Raw genomic sequence first — 14,867 nt, 5'->3', positions numbered from 1 at the left:
CGTGCCGCGGCGGTCAGACCAGCCGGCGTGCCGTGGCCCAGCGGGTCAGCTCGTGGCGGTTGGAGAGCTGGAGCTTGCGCAGGACCGCCGAGACATGGGACTCGACCGTCTTGACCGAGATGAAGAGCTGCTTGGCGATCTCCTTGTAGGCGTAACCGCGGGCGATCAGGCGCAGCACCTCGCGTTCCCGCTGGGTGAGGCGGTCCAGGTCCTCGTCGACCGGCGGGGCGTCGGTGGAGGCGAAGGCGTCCAGGACGAACCCGGCCAGGCGCGGCGAGAAGACGGCGTCGCCCTCCTGGACCCGGAAGACCGAGCCGACCAGGTCGCTGCCGGTGATGGTCTTGGTGACGTAGCCGCGGGCGCCGCCGCGGATCACACCGATCACGTCCTCCGCGGCGTCGGAGACGGACAGGGCGAGGAAGCGGACAGGGCGCTCGGGGTCCGCCATCAACGCGGCGCACCGGCGCAGCACTTCGACGCCGCCGCCGCCCGGCAGGTGGACGTCGAGCAGGACCACCTCGGGCCGGGTCGATGTGATGACCGAGACCGCCTGGTCGACGTCCGCCGCCTCGCCGACCACCTCGACCCCGGTCTCGGCGGTCTGCCCGATCTCGGCCTGGACGCCGGTGCGGAACATACGGTGGTCGTCCACGAGCACCACGCGCACATGCCGCTGTCCGGCCGGGCCGGTTCCGGCCGGCTCCGCCGCCCCCGCCGTGCCGTTCGCCTCGGTCGCGTCGCTCATGACGTCTTCTCCGCCCTCTCCATCTCCAGTTCGACCTCCGTGCCGCCGTCCGGCACCGCCCGCAGCCGGGCCGTGCCGCCGTTGCGCTCCATGCGGCCGATGATCGATTCTCTGACACCCATGCGGTCGGCGGGTATCGAGTCGAGGTCGAAACCCGGGCCGCGGTCGCGGACCGACACGAACACCGTCCTCCCCTCGACCTCGGCGTACACCTGTACGGCACCGCCCTCGCCACCGTACTTGGCGGCGTTGACCATCGCCTCGCGCGCGGCCTGCATCTGCGCGGCGGTCCGTTCGTCGAGCGGGCAGTCCCCGACCACGACCACCTCGATGGGCACGCCGTGCTTGTCCTCCACCTCGGCGGCGCTGCGCCGCACCGCCTCGGCGACCGTGTCGGGCTCCTCCGCCTCGTCCTTGCCCGTGCCCTCGGGCTTGTACAGCCATGTGCGCAGGTCCCGCTCCTGGGCCCGGGCCAGGCGGCGCACCTCGCCGGCGTTGTCGGCGTTGCGCTGGATCAGGGTGAGGGTGTGCAGCACGGAGTCGTGGACGTGGGCGGCGACCTCGGCGCGCTCCTGGGCGCGGATGCGCATCAGGCGTTCCTCGGACAGGTCCTGGGTCATCCGGACCAGATAGGGGCCGGCGAGCAGGGTGATGCCGACGAGGACGGCGAGCGCGGCTTGGAGGACCGCGCCGAGGTGGGCGGCCGAGCCCTGCATGACGAAGATGGCGGAGACGCCGGCGGTGACCAGCAGGACCCCGACGCCCGCGCGGAGCAGGGTGAGTGTGCGCCGGCGGCTGCCGACCTCGACCCAGCGGGCCCGCCGGGCGTTGTCCGCCTGGCGCCAGACGAGGGCGACACCGGCCGCGACAAGCACGGCGGGCAGCAGATACGCCTTGGCCCCGTTGGTCAGGTTGACGCTGCCCACGAAGACCATGGAAACGATGACCATGAGGAGCAGCGCGACGATCTGCCCCTTGTCCGGCTTGCGGGCCACCAGTCTGCGGCGGCCCTCCGGCGAGGTCTCGGTGCCGACCAGGGGCGGTTTGTGGCCGCCGACGCCGCCGACGCCGAGCGGGACGAAGAACCAGAACGCCGCGTACAGCAGCGCGCCCAGTCCGTTGGCCATGAACAGGCCGACGAAGGCGAGCCGGACCCAGATGACGGGCAGGCCGAGGTGCCCGGCGAGGCCCCGCGCCACTCCGCCGAGCCAGCGGCCGTCGCTGCTGCGGTAGAGCTTGCGCGGCGGCCGCGGGTCGTCGAGGGGCAGTGCTGCGGCTTCCGGCATGCCATCGATGGTCACACGGCCACGGTGGCGGAGCATCAGGGTCCGCCCCCTAGACTCCCCTGATCTCCGGGCCGGAGGTCCGCGGCGGCCCGCCGGCCCGTACCGAACGCCTCCCCGCCGTCCCGCCGGCCCGTACCCAACGCCTCCCCGCCGTCCCGCCGGCCCGTACCCAACGCCTCCCCGCCGTCCCCCCGCCCTCCCTCCGAAGGCCCTCCGGGCCGATCTCAGGGTTCGCCCAGGGTCATCCCGACTCCCGTCGCGGCGGACGGACCGTCACCATGGACACATGACCGATCACGAGCACGCCGCGACGGGTCCGGGACCCGGCCCCGGCCCGCGCCCCGCCCCGGGCACCGGGCCGTCGGATGCCGCGCCCGCCGCGGCGGGAGGGACAGGAGCGCCCGGAGCGGAGGGAGCCGCCGGCACCGGCACCGCGGGACGGACGGGTAGGGCGGAGCGGGACACGGGGCGGAGCGCGGCGGAGCAGGACACCGCCGACGCCCCCGGCCGCTTCCGGCGCGACCGCCGGCACAAGGTGATCGCGGGCGTGTGCGCGGGGCTCGGACGGCAGGCCGACATGGACCCGGTGATCTTCCGGATCACCCTGGCCGTGCTGGCCGCGACCGGCGGCATCGGCATCATCTTCTACGGCTTCGTCTGGCTGCTCGTGCCGTACGAGGAGGACGAGGAGAACGAGGTCCGCAAGCTGCTGACCGGGCGGGTCGACGGGCAGGCGCTGGCCGCCGTGCTGTTCGCGCTGGTCGGCTGCGGGATCTTCCTGACGATGCTGAGGAACGGCGGGGTGCTCGCCTTCGCCGTGGTGCTCTCCCTGCTGCTGGCGGGCGCCGGGTACTGGTCACGGCACCGCAGTGCCCCCGACCCCGATCCGCTCGCGGCGCAGGCCGCCGCCGACGCCCCGCCGGAGGCCAAGGCACCGCCGGTCATCACCATTCACCACCCCTCCTGGTGGCGTGACCCGATCGTCAAGGACGGCACCCATGTCGGCGGCACCGGGTATCTGTGGGGTCCTTCCGACACCCGCGACCGGGACCTCACCCCGGCCGTGGACCTCGGTATCGACCTCCCCTGGACCCACCCCGGCGCCGCTCGGCCGACGCGGACGGCGCCGCCGAGACCGCGCGGCCCGCGCTGGATCGGCGGCTGGGTGTTCCTGTCCGCCCTGCTGGCCGGCGCAGCGGGCACCGGGCTGACCTGGGACACGCACCCGCTGGGCACCAGCCTCCAGACCGGCCTGGCCTGGGCGCTCGTGGTCTTCGGCCTCGGCATAGCGGTCAGCGCGTTCCTGGGCCGGACGGGGGCCGGATCGGTGCTCCTGGCGATCGTCACCGCGGGACTGCTGGCGGGCGCCACGGCCCTGCCGAAGGACATGGCGACGCACTGGGACCGGACGTCCTGGAGACCGGCGGCGACGGCGGACGTGCGGCCCGCCTACGCCGTGGGCACCGGTGTCGGCACCCTGGACCTGACCCGGGTGCACCCCGGCAGGGGACGGACGGTGTCCACCGACGCGGAGGTGGGCGCGGGGCAGCTGAAGGTGATCGTGCCGCGGGACGCGACCGTGCGGTTGAGCATCGACGTGGGCGTGGGCGACATCCGGTTGCCCGGTGACAGCAGGAAGGACGTGGACGTGAAGCCGGGCAGGCACGAGGAGGTGGTCCTGTCACCGGCCGGGTCCGGGAAGCGGGCCGGAACGGTCGAGCTGGATCTCCGGGTGGGCGTCGGACAGGTGGAGGTCAGCCGTGCTGCGTCATGAGTTCCAGCCGGGGAAGCTGGTCGCCGGCCTCTTCCTCGCCGCCGCCGGCGCGGTCTACGCCGGTGACGCGGCCGGGCTGTGGGACGCCCCGTGGTTCCTGATCGTCCCGCTGGTGGTGGGCGGCCTCTGCCTGGCCGGCGTCAGTACGGCGGCGGCGCGGGGCGTCCGCAGACGGCAGGCCGCGCGCGGCGGTCAGAGGTAGCCGCCCGCCCGGGCTCGCCGTCGCGACCTGAGGGCCGCGTCGAGGGAGAGGTAGGGCGCTCCGGCGAGGACGAGGGGCAGCCAGGCCATCAGGTAGGCGAGGTCGTTGCCGTAGTAGTACGGCGTCGAGGCCCAGCTGACGGTCAGCCACAGGCTGAGCGAGATCAGCGCGCCGCCGAGGGCGGCCAGCCGGCCGAGCAGTCCGAGCAGGGTGCCGATGCCGACGGCCAGTTCACCGAGGGCGATGGCGAAGCCGAAGCCCACGGGGTTCTTCAGCGCCAGGTCGATCAGGGCCGGAAGGGCCGCGGAGCCACGGGCCGCGCGCATGGTGTCGCCGATCGACCCGGCTCCGGCGGACTTGAGGAAGGCGCTGTCGGTGATCTTGTTGAGGCCGGCGTAGATGAAGGTCACACCGAGGTAGACGCGAAGCGGAAGAAGGGCGTACCGGGTGGCCGTGGCCCGCCAGCCGCGTACACCGTTCAGATCGGAGGTGTAGGTGTCCGTCCGAATACCCTGAGTCATCACTGCCAGCCGCCTCTCACCCGTGCCGGACCCCTCAATCGACGATACGTATGACGAACGGCGAGGGTTCAATCCTCTGCGAGACGCTTTCACCGCTTTTACCGACTTCCAACCTTCGGATCCGGGCGGCGGCCGGACCGGGCACGGGGCCGGCCCGGCGTCTCACTCCTCGCTCGGAACGTCCCTCACTCCGTGATCTGGACGGTGCACCGGTTGGTCGCCGCACCGCCCGCGGTGATCACCTGCACCTCCACCGCGCCGGGTTCCACCTCGACCGGCACCGGGACGGTCAGGACGGTGTCGGTGGGGTTGCGGAAGCCGCCGGTGACGGGGACCAGGGGGACATGGACGTCCACCGCGCCGACGCGCACGACCGTGCGGGAGAGGCGGTCGGCGCCGTGGGCGCCGGGCGGGACGAAGCCGGTGCCGCGGATCTCGATGTCGTCGCCGGTACGGATCGGTCCGTCCAGGTCGCCGGGTTCGCGGGCGCGGACCACGGAGAGGATCACCGGGCGGCCGCCCTCCGCGTACTTGCCGGCCAGGTAGGTCGCGGCGGAGACGAGGACCAGCACCGCGAGCCCCCACGGCAGGTCGGGGAGCTGGTCGGGGCGGCGGGCCAGCCGGACGGCGGCGAACAGCAGGGCGACGGCGTTCACGGCGACGTACTGGATGTCGGCGAAGGCACCCCGGCCGGAGTCGTCGGTCAGCAGGTCGGCCGCGCGCGGCCGGTGGGCCGGCACCTTCTGCAGCCGCTGGGCGAGGATGCGCAGGCCGACCACCCGGCGGACCAGGACGGCGATGCCGCACAGCACACCGAGGACGGACACCAGGCCCGCGCCGCGCGCGAGGTCCAGGCCGGTCAGCAGGGCGTCGCGTTCGGCGTGATCGGAGGCGGCGGCCAGTCGGCCCGCCAGCAGCAGGACGGCGTAGACGACGAGGAGGATCCAGCTCGCGGCCACGGTGCGGGAGGTGGACATGCGGTTGTCCTCGCCGATGAGCGGGGCCAGCACCCCGCCGCGCGCCCGGTGCCACCAGGAGGCGGCGGCCAGCCCGCCTCCGACGGCGAGGGCGGCGAGCAGGGCGGCGGTCCGGGCGCTGCTCCAGCCCGCGCCGATCGCGGTGAGCGACTCGGTGAGCAGCAGGGCGAGGACCACGCCGCCCACCACGCACACCGTCCGCAGCCAGAGCCGCGCGAGCCATGCCTGGCCTTCGGCGCGGCCGCGCTCGGCGACCTCCTCGGCCCGCTGGGTCAGCTCCTCGGAGACCCACTGGCGGGAGGCGGAGGCGGAGTGGGCCACGGCCGGCGGCAGGCCCTGCCCGGCCGCGAACTCGTCACGGACGCGCAGGAACGCCGCGACGGCCCGCCGGTGACCCTGCCTGGCCCCGTGCGGGCAGTCCCCGCACGCACAGCCGCCCTCATGGGTGCCGTCGGCACCCGTGCTCTGTCTGGCCTCCTGCACCGCCACGCCCGACGCCCGCCTTCCGCACGACCTCTCGATACGACCGAAGCAACCCATAGTGCGCATTTCCGGCCGTGCAACTCCCCTGCGACGAAAGCGAATTGTGCCCTACCCCGGGTGGTCCGGGCCCGCCGGTCCGAGTCATGTCGGGTGAACTCCCGGCCGCCGTGTTGACGCGGCCCCCGGCACCCCTAGCCGAGCAGGTCGGGTTCGCGGCGGCTGATCTCCTGCCACAGGGGCTGGTAGTTGATCCAGGCCACCAGGTCGCCGCCGAGCTGTTCGCGGGTGGCCACGGCCAGCTTGTGGTCGATGAGGACCGGCCGGCCGGCGGCCTTGGCCATCAGCTGCACCTGACAGGACCGTTCCAGGGACAGAAACCACCAGGCCGCCGCGTCCACCGAGTTCCCGACGGTCAGCAGGCCGTGGTTGCGCAGCACCAGCGCCTTGCGGGACCCCAGCGTGTCGGCGATACGGCGGCCCTCCTCGGCGTCGACGTTGACGCCGGTGTAGGCGTCGTAGAGGGCCAGGTCCTCGTAGAAGGCGCAGCTCTCCTGGGTGATGGGGTCGATGAGGTCGCCGAGCGCGGCGACGGCCCGGCCGTGCACGGAGTGGCAGTGCGCGACGGCGACGACGTCAGGCCGGGCGGCGTGCACCTGGGCGTGCACGGTGAACGCGGCCTGGTTGACGTGGTAGCGGCCGTCGACGACCTGTCCGTCCTGGTTCACGAGTACGAGATCGCCGACGGTGACGTGCTGGAAGGGCATGCCGAACGGGTTGACCCAGAAGCAGTCGCTGTATTCCGGGTCGCGCGCGGTGATGTGCCCGGACACCCCGTCCTCTAGTCCGGAGCGCCCGAAGATCCGCAGGGCACCCGCGAGCCGCTCCTTGCGGTGCCGGCGTTCGTCCTCGACCGAGTCGTGCATCGGCGGCATGGCGAACTTCAGCTGATCGGTGGGCAGCGGAGGGGGCGGCGTGGGCCCGTGCATGGGTCCTCCAGCGTGGGGGTTTGCGGTACGGGCGGGAAGTTACCGCCGGTCGGCGCAAAAGGGCAGCGCTGGTTGGTAAAGATGACGTGCGCGGCGAATATCAGACAGAGGGTGTCCGGTTTGCCGGTGAGACTGGCCGGCATGAACTGGGCAGCCTTCACCACCGCCGCACCCGAGCTGGCGGCGATCACCGAGCGGCGCTTCGGCGCCTTCCGCCACCACGTCCTCGCCACCCTGCGCCGGGACGGCTCCCCGCGCACCTCCGGCCTGGAGGCCGGCATCCGGGGCGGCGAGCTGTGGCTGGGCATGATGGCCGGCTCGCTGAAGGCCCTCGATCTGCGCCGCGATCCGCGCTTCGCGCTGCAGGCGAACCCGGGCGAGGGCACCGGGATGGGCGGCGGGGACGTACGGATCGCCGGACGGGCGTACGAGGTCGAGGAGGGCGAGGCCAGGGACGCGTACGTGAGAGAGGTGGAACCGCCGCAGCCGTTCCACCTCTTCCGCACCGAGTTGACGGAGGTCGTGCGGACCTGCGTCGAGGACGACACGTATCTGGTCGTCCAGGTCTGGCGGCCCGGCGCGCCGGTGCGCACGCTCAGGCGGACCTGATCCTCAGCGGGAGAGGATCACTCCCACTCGATGGTGCCCGGGGGCTTGGAGGTCACGTCGAGGACGACGCGGTTGACGTCCCGGACCTCGTTGGTGATCCGGGTCGAGATACGGGCGAGGACGTCGTACGGCAGCCGCGACCAGTCGGCGGTCATGGCGTCCTCGGAGGAGACCGGGCGCAGCACGATCGGGTGACCGTAGGTGCGGCCGTCGCCCTGGACGCCGACGCTGCGGACGTCCGCGAGCAGGACCACCGGGCACTGCCAAATGTCCCGGTCCAGGCCGGCCGCGGTCAGCTCCTCGCGGGCGATGGCGTCGGCGTCCCGCAGCAGGTCGAGACGCTCCTTGGTGACCTCGCCGACGATGCGGATGCCGAGGCCGGGGCCCGGGAAGGGCTGGCGCTGCACGATCTCCTCCGGCAGGCCCAGCTCCTGGCCGACCATCCGGACCTCGTCCTTGAACAGCTTGCGCAGCGGCTCGATCAGCTTGAACTCGAGGTCCTCGGGCAGGCCGCCGACGTTGTGGTGCGACTTGATGTTGGCGGTGCCGGTGCCGCCGCCGGACTCGACCACGTCCGGGTACAGGGTGCCCTGGACCAGGAACTCCACGGCCGGACCCTCGTCCGCGATGATCTCGGCCTGCGCCTGCTCGAAGACGCGGATGAACTCGCGGCCGATGATCTTGCGCTTCTCCTCCGGGTCGGAAACGCCCTTGAGGGCGGTCAGGAAGCGCTCCTCGGCGTCCACGACGACCAGCTTGACGCCGGTCGCGGCCACGAAGTCCTTCTCGACCTGCTCGGTCTCGCCCTTGCGCATCAGGCCGTGGTCGACGTAGACGCAGGTCAGCTGGTCGCCGATGGCCCGAGCGACGAGCGCGGCGGCGACGGCGGAGTCCACGCCGCCGGACAGACCGCAGATGGCGCGCCGGTCGCCGACCTGCTCGCGGATCGCGGTGACCTGCTCCTCGATCACGTTGCCGGTGGTCCAGGACGGGGTCAGGCCCGCGCCCCGGTACAGGAAGTGCTCCAGCACCTGCTGGCCGTGCGTGGAGTGCATGACCTCGGGGTGGTACTGGACCCCGTACAGCTTCTTCTCGTCGTTCTCGAAGGCGGCGACCGGGACGACGTCGGTGGACGCGGTGACGGCGAAGCCCTCGGGGGCGGCGGAGCAGGCGTCGCCGTGCGACATCCACACGTGCTGCTCGTCCGGGGTGCCCTCGAAGAGGGTGGAGCCCGACTTGGAGACGTGCAGGTCGGTGCGGCCGTACTCACGGGCGCCGGTGTTGTCGACGGTGCCGCCGAGGACCTGCGCCATGAGCTGGAAGCCGTAGCACATGCCGAAGACGGGGACGCCGGCCTCGAAGAGGGCGCCGTCGAGCCGGGGGGCACCCTCCTCGTAGACGGACGAGGGGCCGCCGGAGAGGATGATCGCCGCGGGGTTCTTGGCGAGCATCTCCTCGACCGGCATGGTGCTCGGCACGATCTCGCTGTAGACCCGCGCCTCGCGGACGCGACGGGCGATGAGCTGGGCGTACTGCGCGCCGAAGTCGACGACCAGGACGGTGTCGGGGGAGGCGGCAGTTGAAGTCGCTGATGACACGGGGTGCCTTCTGGTGGTCGGGCGGGGTCTGTGCTAACGAGTCTAACGGTGCGGGCGGGCACGCCTCCCCCGGACGGGACCGTGGCATACTGGGCCCATGCTCGCGCACTCGACCTTCCTCTTTACCTATGGCACCCGGCCCGCCGGCTGCCATGGTCGTGCTGCTTGAGCGAACCGCCAAGCGACTTACCAGGCGCCCCGGGCCGACAAGGCCCGGGGCGCCTGTCGTTTCTCCGGGTTCTGCCGTTCCGGGGCCTCCGCCAGCCACCTTCACGAGGAGCCCCCGACATGACCACTCTCACCGCGGAACAGACCATCGACGACGCCCGTACCCGCATCGACGCGCTGGACGACCGGATCATCGGGCTCATCCAGGAGCGGATGGCCGTGTCCACCGTCGTCCAGGAGACCCGGATCGCCTCCGGCGGCCGGCGGGTGAACCTCTCCCGTGAGATGGAGATCCTCGGCCGCTACCGCGAGGCGCTCGGCAAGCCGGGCACCGCGCTCGCGATGACCATGCTGGAGCTGTGCCGGGGTCGTATCTGAGTTCGGTCCGGGTCTCACCCGTACGGCGCGTGACCGGTCCCCGCACCGCTTCGTTGTACTTGTTGTCCGTGCCAGCCAGGGGCGGGCCCGACAGAACCACGCGTGGCTCACCGGAGCGATGAGGCGTACGGGTCGTGCCGTACACCGTGGGACCTCGCTCCGGAGAAGTGACCGGACGGCAGGGGACAGCAGCCCGGTCATCCAAGAGAACGGCTGGCTCCGGGGACGCCCGGGGCCGGCCGGCGGAAATACATGGTCAGGACCACAGAGCAGGCGGCGCGACCCCCCGGCGCCGCTCCCGGGTACCGGCGCGCCCTCGCGCCTGGTACCGACGAAAAGAGGGCCCCGCGGCTCGAGTCCCGCGGGGCCCTTCGTCGCGCCCGGCCCCGCCCCGGACCCGACCTCAGGCCGATGTGAGCCACGCCACACGAATTCCGGCGAATCCGGAAGCAACCATTCATCGCCCTCGCGGATCAAACCTGCTGCCGGATCAAGACGACGGTAAACGCGAGGGACCTGCGTTCGGAGGGGGATGCAGGTCCTTCGGCGTCCTCGGGGTCCGGCTCTTCAGGTCCGGCCGCCTCGGGTCTCGCTACTTCTTCGGCGGCACCGCCGGGATGCCCAGGAACGGCAGCCTGAGCGCGCCGAACGCGTCCGCCGGGACCGCCGGCTCGCGCGGCTCCACCGGCTTCAGCCGCTCGTACGCCGCCCCCTGCGCGGGGCGCGGGTCCTCCTCGCCCTTGTTCGGCCAGTACGACATGGCCCGCTCGGCCTGCGCGGTGATCGTCAGCGACGGGTTGACGCCCAGGTTGGCCGAGACGGCGGCGCCGTCCACCACCGAGATGCCGGAGTGGCCGTAGAGCCGGTGGTAGGGATCGATCACACCCGTCTCCGGGGAGTCGCCGATGGGGCAGCCGCCGAGGAAGTGCGCGGTCAGCGGGGTACCCATCAGCTCGCCGACATTGCTGCCGGGGAAGCCGTTGATCTCCTCGGCGAGCACGGTGGCGGCCTGCGAGGCGGCCTTGATCTGCTTGGGGTTCGGGGCGCCGTGCCCCTGCCGCGCGGTGAGCAGGCCCTTGCCGACCCCGCCGGGCTTCAGATAGGTCGTCAGCGAGTTGTCCAGCGACTGCATCACCAGCCCGATGATGGTCCGCTCCGACCAGCGCCGGTTGGACAGCGAGCGGGCGACGAGCAGGGGGTGGCGGGCGGCGTTGGCCAGCCAGGCCAGGACGCGCGAGGAACCCTCGGCGTAGGGGACCTGGAGGATGGACAGACCGCCCATCGAGTTGGAGCCCTTGCCGTAGCGGACCGGTTCGATGTGGGTGCTGTCGTCGGGGTGGATCGAGGACGTGATGGCGACCCCGCGCGTGAAGTCGGCCCTCTGCTCACCGGTCGCCTTGCGGTAGCGGCGGTTGTCGGTCTGCGCGCCCACCAGGGCCTCGGAGTTGGTGCGGGTCAGATCGCCCAGCCGGGCGGAGATCCCGGGCAGCTGCCCGCCCGCCTTCATGCGGTGCAGCAGGGTCTGGGTGCCGTACGTGCCGGCCGCGACCACGACCTTCCGCGCGGTGAACAGCCGTCCCTCGCCCTTCTTCTTCTCGTCCGTGGGCAGCGTCGCGATCGCGTACCCGCCGCGCGAGTCGTCCGTGACGGACACCACCGTCGTCATCGGGTGGACCACCGCACCGGCCTTCTCGGCGAGGTACAGGTAGTTCTCGTTGAGGGTGTTCTTCGCGCCGTGCCGGCAGCCGGTCATGCACTCCCCGCACTCGGTGCAGGCCTTGCGGGCGGGCCCGGCACCGCCGAAATACGGGTCGTCCACCTGCTCGCCGGGCCTGCCCTGCGCCGTGCCGTCGGCGTCCTTGCCGTCACCGAAGAACACGCCGACCGGCGCCAGGTGGAAGGTGTCGCCGACGCCCATCCGCTCGGCCGCCGCCTTCAGGTGCACGTCGGACGGGGTCATGGTCGGGTTGAGCCGCACGCCGAGCATGCGCTGCGCCTGGTCGTAGTACGGCTTCAGCTCCTGCTGCCAGTCGGTGATGCCGCGCCACTGCGGGTCGTCGAAGAACGCCTTCGGCGGCACGTAGAGGGTGTTGGCGTAGTTCAGCGAACCGCCGCCCACGCCCGCGCCGGCCAGCACCATCACGTTGCCCAGCAGATGGATGCGCTGGATGCCGTACATGCCGAGCCGCGGGGCCCAGAGGTAGTTCTTCAGGTCCCAGGAGTTCCTGGGCAGGGACTCCCGGGTGAAGCGGCGGCCGGCCTCCAGCACGCCCACCCGGTAGCCCTTCTCGGTGAGGCGCAGGGCGGAGACCGAGCCGCCGAACCCCGAACCGATCACGATGACGTCGTAGTCGTACCCGTCCTCGTCCCGGGTCTGGACAGACTTCTCCTGCGACACGTGCTCTCCTCGTCGAGAACGGGGGTTGGTGGCTGTGGGGTGGGAGGTGACTAGCGGAAGCGGAAGGCCTTCATCAGGCGCAGGCTGCTGCTCATGAACCGGGCGTACTGCGCGTCGTCCATGCCCAGCGACGGCGCCATCGGCAGCAGCCGCTGCCGGGCCACCGTCTGGGCCTCGGTGTACTTGAGGATGCCCTCGGAGCCGTGGCGGCGGCCGAGGCCGGAGTCCTTCATGCCGCCCATCGGGGACTGGACGCTGCCGTAGGCGGGCGCGTAGCCCTCGTTGACGTTGACCGTGCCGGTGCGCAGCCGGGAGGCGACGTCCAGGCCGCGCCGTGCGGACTTCGTCCACACGGACGCGTTCAGGCCGTACGGAGTGGCGTTGGCACGCTCGACCGCCTCGTCCTCGGTCTTGAAGCGGTACAGCGAGACGACGGGACCGAAGGTCTCCTCCTCGCAGACGGCCATGGAGTCCTCGACGCCGTCCAGGATGGTCGGCTCGAAGAAGTACGGGCCGATGTCGGGGCGGGCCACGCCGCCCGTGACCACCACGGCGCCCTTGGCGACGGCCTCCTGGACGTGCCGTTCGACGGTCTCGAGCTGCCGCTCCCCGACCAGAGAGCCCATGTCGGCCCCGTAGGCGAGGGAGTTGCCGAGCCGCATGGCCCGGGTGCGGGCTGCGAAGCGCTCCAGGAAGGCGTCGGCGACGGACTCGTGGACGTACAGCCGCTCGATGGAGATGCAGAGCTGGCCGGCCGAGGAGAAGCAGGCGCGGACGGCCCCCGCGGCGGCCTTCTCGACGTCGGCGTCCTCCAGGACCAGCATGGCGTTCTTGCCGCCGAGTTCCAGGGAGACGCCGACCAGACGGGCGGCGGCGCCCTGCGCGACCTCGCGGCCGGTGCGGGTGGAGCCGGTGAAGGAGACGTAGTCGGCGTGCTTGACCAGCTCGGGTCCGACGACCGGGCCCTCGCCGAGCACGACCTGGAAGACGCCCTCGGGCAGCCCCGCCTCGATGAGCAGGTCACGGGCCCAGAGCGCGGTGAGGCAGGTCTCGGTGTCCGGCTTCATGACGACCGCGTTGCCGGCGGCGAAGGCGGGCAGCGCGTCGCCCACGGACAGCTCGAGGGGGTAGTTCCAGGGGGCGATCTGGCCGACGACCCCGCGCGGGTGGCGCAGTTCGCTGACCTTCGTCAGGGTCGGCACGGCGCCGGTGTGCCGCTTGGGCCGCAGGTACCCGGGGGCCTTGCGGCCGTAGTGGCGGGCCGCGACGGCGACGGCCTGCACCTCCTCGTGCGCGTGCAGCCGGGCCTTGCCGGTCTCGAGCTGGATGAGGTCGAGCACCTCGGCCTGACGCTCGAGCACCAGGTCGTGGAAGCGGAGCAGCACGGCGGCCCGCTGCCGCACCGGGGTCCTCTCCCACACGGCCTGGGCGGCGCGGGCGGCCGCGAAGGCCTGGCGCACGTCCTCGGGCGTGGACTCGGGCAGGTCGGCCAGCTTCTCGCCGGTGAAGGGGGTGTGGTTGGCGGTACGGCCGGAGCCGACGACACCCTTGGTGAGCTGGGCCACCAGCGTCGGGGTGACCACGTCGGCGGCGGTGCGGACGCCCTCGGGGGCGGGCGCGAGCGGGTTGGTACCGGTGATGTCCGGGGCCTGCGAGTCCGTCATGACGCGCAGGGTATGCCGCGGCGGAGCCTTTGGGTACCCGTCGGTAACGGGGATTCACCGAGTGCTCACACGGCGCCAGTGATCACTGGCAGCAAATGCGCTGATCAGCGCGTTGTCAGGTGACGATCATGACAGGCCGGGTTTTTCCGGCTCGCGGGCCGGGTTCTCCCGGCCGGCAGGGGGCGGAAGGCGGCGGGAAGGGCGGCCCGGCCCGGGTCAGGAGTGGGGTTCGGGTGCCAGGGCGCGCGGCCGCTCCGCGGGCGCCGGGCGGGCGGCGGGGATGGTCGCGCAGGCCTCCAGGGCCGCCGCGACCTCCTCCGCGGTCGGCCGCGCGCCCGGGTCCGGGGCGTGCAGGCGGGCCAGGAGCGGTCGCAGCGGGCCGGCGTCGCCGCCCTCCACCGCGGTGGCGAGCAGCGCGCCGAGGGACCACAGGTCGGAGGCGGGTCCGGCACCGCGCCCCGAGGCCCGTTCGGGGGCGGCGAACCCGGCGGGGACGTCCGCGGCGGGCCCGTCCCCGATCCCGAAGTCGGTGACGACGACCCGGCCGGTACCGGACTCGATCAGGACGTTGGCCGGCTTGAGGTCACGGTGCACGATGCCCACGGCGTGCGCGGCCCGGAGCGCCCCGAGGACGGCGAGCCCGACACGGGCGGTCTCGGCGGGCGGCAGCGGCCCCCGCCGCACGATCTCCCGGAGCGACTCGCCCTGCACCAACTCCATCACGATCCAAGGCAGTTCGCCGTCCAGGACGACATCGTGCAGGGCGACGGCGGAGGGATGCCGTACCCGGGCGGCGGTCCGCGCCTCCCGGTGGAGCCGGTGCGCGAACCGGCGGCTCTCCTCGTCACCGGCCGAACGTCCGGGCAGCACGGGCTCCTTGACGGCGACGTCCCGCTGCTCCTGCTCGTCCCGGGCCCGCCAGACGGTCCCGGACGGCCCGGCGCCCAGGCGCTCGAGAAGCCGGTAGCGTCCACCGATCAGCCGTGCGCCGGGCGGGTGTTCGCCGTCTCCACTCATGTCACATCAGTACCGTGCGCACCACGCCCTTGTCGAAGGGGTACCGGGGCCGGCGGACACC

Annotated in this window: 13 protein-coding genes; 4 read left to right on the top strand and 9 right to left on the bottom strand. The window is 72.6% G+C overall.

From position 1 onward, the window contains the following. Positions 1 to 13: 13 nt before the first annotated feature. Positions 14 to 745: a LuxR C-terminal-related transcriptional regulator gene (locus ACWCPN_RS20965; protein ID WP_451208189.1), complete on the bottom strand. Its 732-nt coding sequence runs from the start codon at positions 743 to 745 to the stop codon at positions 14 to 16. Continuing rightward, entirely contained in the window at positions 742 to 2,067 is a 1,326-nt protein-coding gene (locus ACWCPN_RS20960) for an ATP-binding protein (protein WP_451208186.1), read from the bottom strand. Before ACWCPN_RS20960 ends, ACWCPN_RS20965 begins: the two co-directional genes overlap by 4 nt. A 250-nt stretch (positions 2,068 to 2,317) precedes the next feature. On the opposite strand from ACWCPN_RS20960, the gene ACWCPN_RS20955 reads away from it, so the two are divergent. Together ACWCPN_RS20955 and ACWCPN_RS20950 are read left to right on the top strand one after the other, a co-directional pair. Further along, complete coding sequence (locus ACWCPN_RS20955) at positions 2,318 to 3,805, top strand: PspC domain-containing protein (protein WP_451208183.1); 1,488 nt, start codon at positions 2,318 to 2,320, stop codon at positions 3,803 to 3,805. Further along, the gene (locus ACWCPN_RS20950; protein ID WP_451208181.1) at positions 3,792 to 4,007 is read left to right on the top strand and encodes a hypothetical protein; all 216 of its coding nucleotides are present in this window, start codon (positions 3,792 to 3,794) and stop codon (positions 4,005 to 4,007) included. Before ACWCPN_RS20955 ends, ACWCPN_RS20950 begins: the two co-directional genes overlap by 14 nt. On the opposite strand, the gene ACWCPN_RS20945 is transcribed toward ACWCPN_RS20950, so the two are convergent. The 3 genes from ACWCPN_RS20945 to ACWCPN_RS20935 all read right to left on the bottom strand — a co-directional run bounded on the left by ACWCPN_RS20945 (position 3,998) and on the right by ACWCPN_RS20935 (position 6,974). Continuing rightward, a complete protein-coding gene (locus ACWCPN_RS20945) occupies positions 3,998 to 4,528 on the bottom strand; it encodes a TQO small subunit DoxD (protein ID WP_365120855.1) in 531 nt (176 codons plus the stop codon). The genes ACWCPN_RS20950 and ACWCPN_RS20945 overlap by 10 nt on opposite strands. A gap of 185 nt (positions 4,529 to 4,713) precedes the next feature. Then, the gene (locus tag ACWCPN_RS20940; protein WP_451208177.1) at positions 4,714 to 5,994 is read right to left on the bottom strand and encodes a hypothetical protein; all 1,281 of its coding nucleotides are present in this window, start codon (positions 5,992 to 5,994) and stop codon (positions 4,714 to 4,716) included. Between the two features lie 185 nt (positions 5,995 to 6,179). After that, entirely contained in the window at positions 6,180 to 6,974 is a 795-nt protein-coding gene (locus tag ACWCPN_RS20935; protein WP_199211649.1) for a class II aldolase/adducin family protein, read from the bottom strand. 141 nt (positions 6,975 to 7,115) lie between these two features. Here ACWCPN_RS20935 and ACWCPN_RS20930 point away from each other — a divergent pair, with 141 nt between their 5' ends. Next, positions 7,116 to 7,583: a pyridoxamine 5'-phosphate oxidase family protein gene (locus ACWCPN_RS20930; RefSeq protein ID WP_451208175.1), complete on the top strand. Its 468-nt coding sequence runs from the start codon at positions 7,116 to 7,118 to the stop codon at positions 7,581 to 7,583. A 17-nt stretch (positions 7,584 to 7,600) separates the two neighbouring features. Here the strand turns inward: ACWCPN_RS20930 and guaA are convergent, their stop codons facing one another. Continuing rightward, entirely contained in the window at positions 7,601 to 9,181 is a 1,581-nt protein-coding gene (guaA, locus tag ACWCPN_RS20925) for a glutamine-hydrolyzing GMP synthase (protein WP_451208172.1), read from the bottom strand. Positions 9,182 to 9,469: 288 nt separating this feature from the next. Between guaA and ACWCPN_RS20920 the strand changes: the two genes are divergently transcribed. Next, complete coding sequence (locus tag ACWCPN_RS20920) at positions 9,470 to 9,727, top strand: chorismate mutase (RefSeq protein ID WP_199211648.1); 258 nt, start codon at positions 9,470 to 9,472, stop codon at positions 9,725 to 9,727. A gap of 592 nt (positions 9,728 to 10,319) precedes the next feature. Here ACWCPN_RS20920 and ACWCPN_RS20915 read toward each other — a convergent pair. From ACWCPN_RS20915 to ACWCPN_RS20905, 3 genes are all read right to left on the bottom strand, one after another. Continuing rightward, on the bottom strand, positions 10,320 to 12,125 hold the full coding sequence (locus ACWCPN_RS20915) for a GMC family oxidoreductase (protein ID WP_365120865.1): 1,806 nt from the start codon (positions 12,123 to 12,125) through the stop codon (positions 10,320 to 10,322). 50 nt (positions 12,126 to 12,175) lie between these two features. Then, positions 12,176 to 13,789 carry a succinic semialdehyde dehydrogenase gene (locus tag ACWCPN_RS20910; RefSeq protein WP_451208168.1) on the bottom strand — a complete coding sequence of 538 codons (1,614 nt, stop codon included), beginning with the start codon at positions 13,787 to 13,789 and terminating at the stop codon, positions 12,176 to 12,178. A gap of 216 nt (positions 13,790 to 14,005) precedes the next feature. Continuing rightward, positions 14,006 to 14,806, bottom strand: a complete 801-nt coding sequence (locus ACWCPN_RS20905; RefSeq protein WP_451208165.1) for a serine/threonine-protein kinase — start codon at positions 14,804 to 14,806, stop codon at positions 14,006 to 14,008. Between the last annotated feature and the right edge of the window lie 61 nt (positions 14,807 to 14,867).

The sequence above is a fragment of the Streptomyces sp. NPDC002386 genome, assembly GCF_053593175.1.
Note: the sequence above shows the minus strand (reverse complement) of the source record. Positions and strands in the feature narration are given on the sequence as shown.

Excerpts from the sequence above, each read along its gene's own strand:
- ACWCPN_RS20905 (WP_451208165.1), bottom strand. The coding sequence starts at position 14,806 with ATGAGTGGAGACGGCGAACACCCGCCCGGCGCACGGCTGATCGGTGGA.
- ACWCPN_RS20935 (WP_199211649.1), bottom strand. The coding sequence starts at position 6,974 with ATGCACGGGCCCACGCCGCCCCCTCCGCTGCCCACCGATCAGCTGAAG.
- ACWCPN_RS20910 (WP_451208168.1), bottom strand. The coding sequence starts at position 13,789 with ATGACGGACTCGCAGGCCCCGGACATCACCGGTACCAACCCGCTCGCG.
- ACWCPN_RS20955 (WP_451208183.1), top strand. The coding sequence starts at position 2,318 with ATGACCGATCACGAGCACGCCGCGACGGGTCCGGGACCCGGCCCCGGC.
- ACWCPN_RS20945 (WP_365120855.1), bottom strand. The coding sequence starts at position 4,528 with ATGACTCAGGGTATTCGGACGGACACCTACACCTCCGATCTGAACGGT.
- ACWCPN_RS20960 (WP_451208186.1), bottom strand. The coding sequence starts at position 2,067 with ATGCTCCGCCACCGTGGCCGTGTGACCATCGATGGCATGCCGGAAGCC.
- ACWCPN_RS20920 (WP_199211648.1), top strand. The coding sequence starts at position 9,470 with ATGACCACTCTCACCGCGGAACAGACCATCGACGACGCCCGTACCCGC.
- ACWCPN_RS20965 (WP_451208189.1), bottom strand. The coding sequence starts at position 745 with ATGAGCGACGCGACCGAGGCGAACGGCACGGCGGGGGCGGCGGAGCCG.
- ACWCPN_RS20930 (WP_451208175.1), top strand. The coding sequence starts at position 7,116 with ATGAACTGGGCAGCCTTCACCACCGCCGCACCCGAGCTGGCGGCGATC.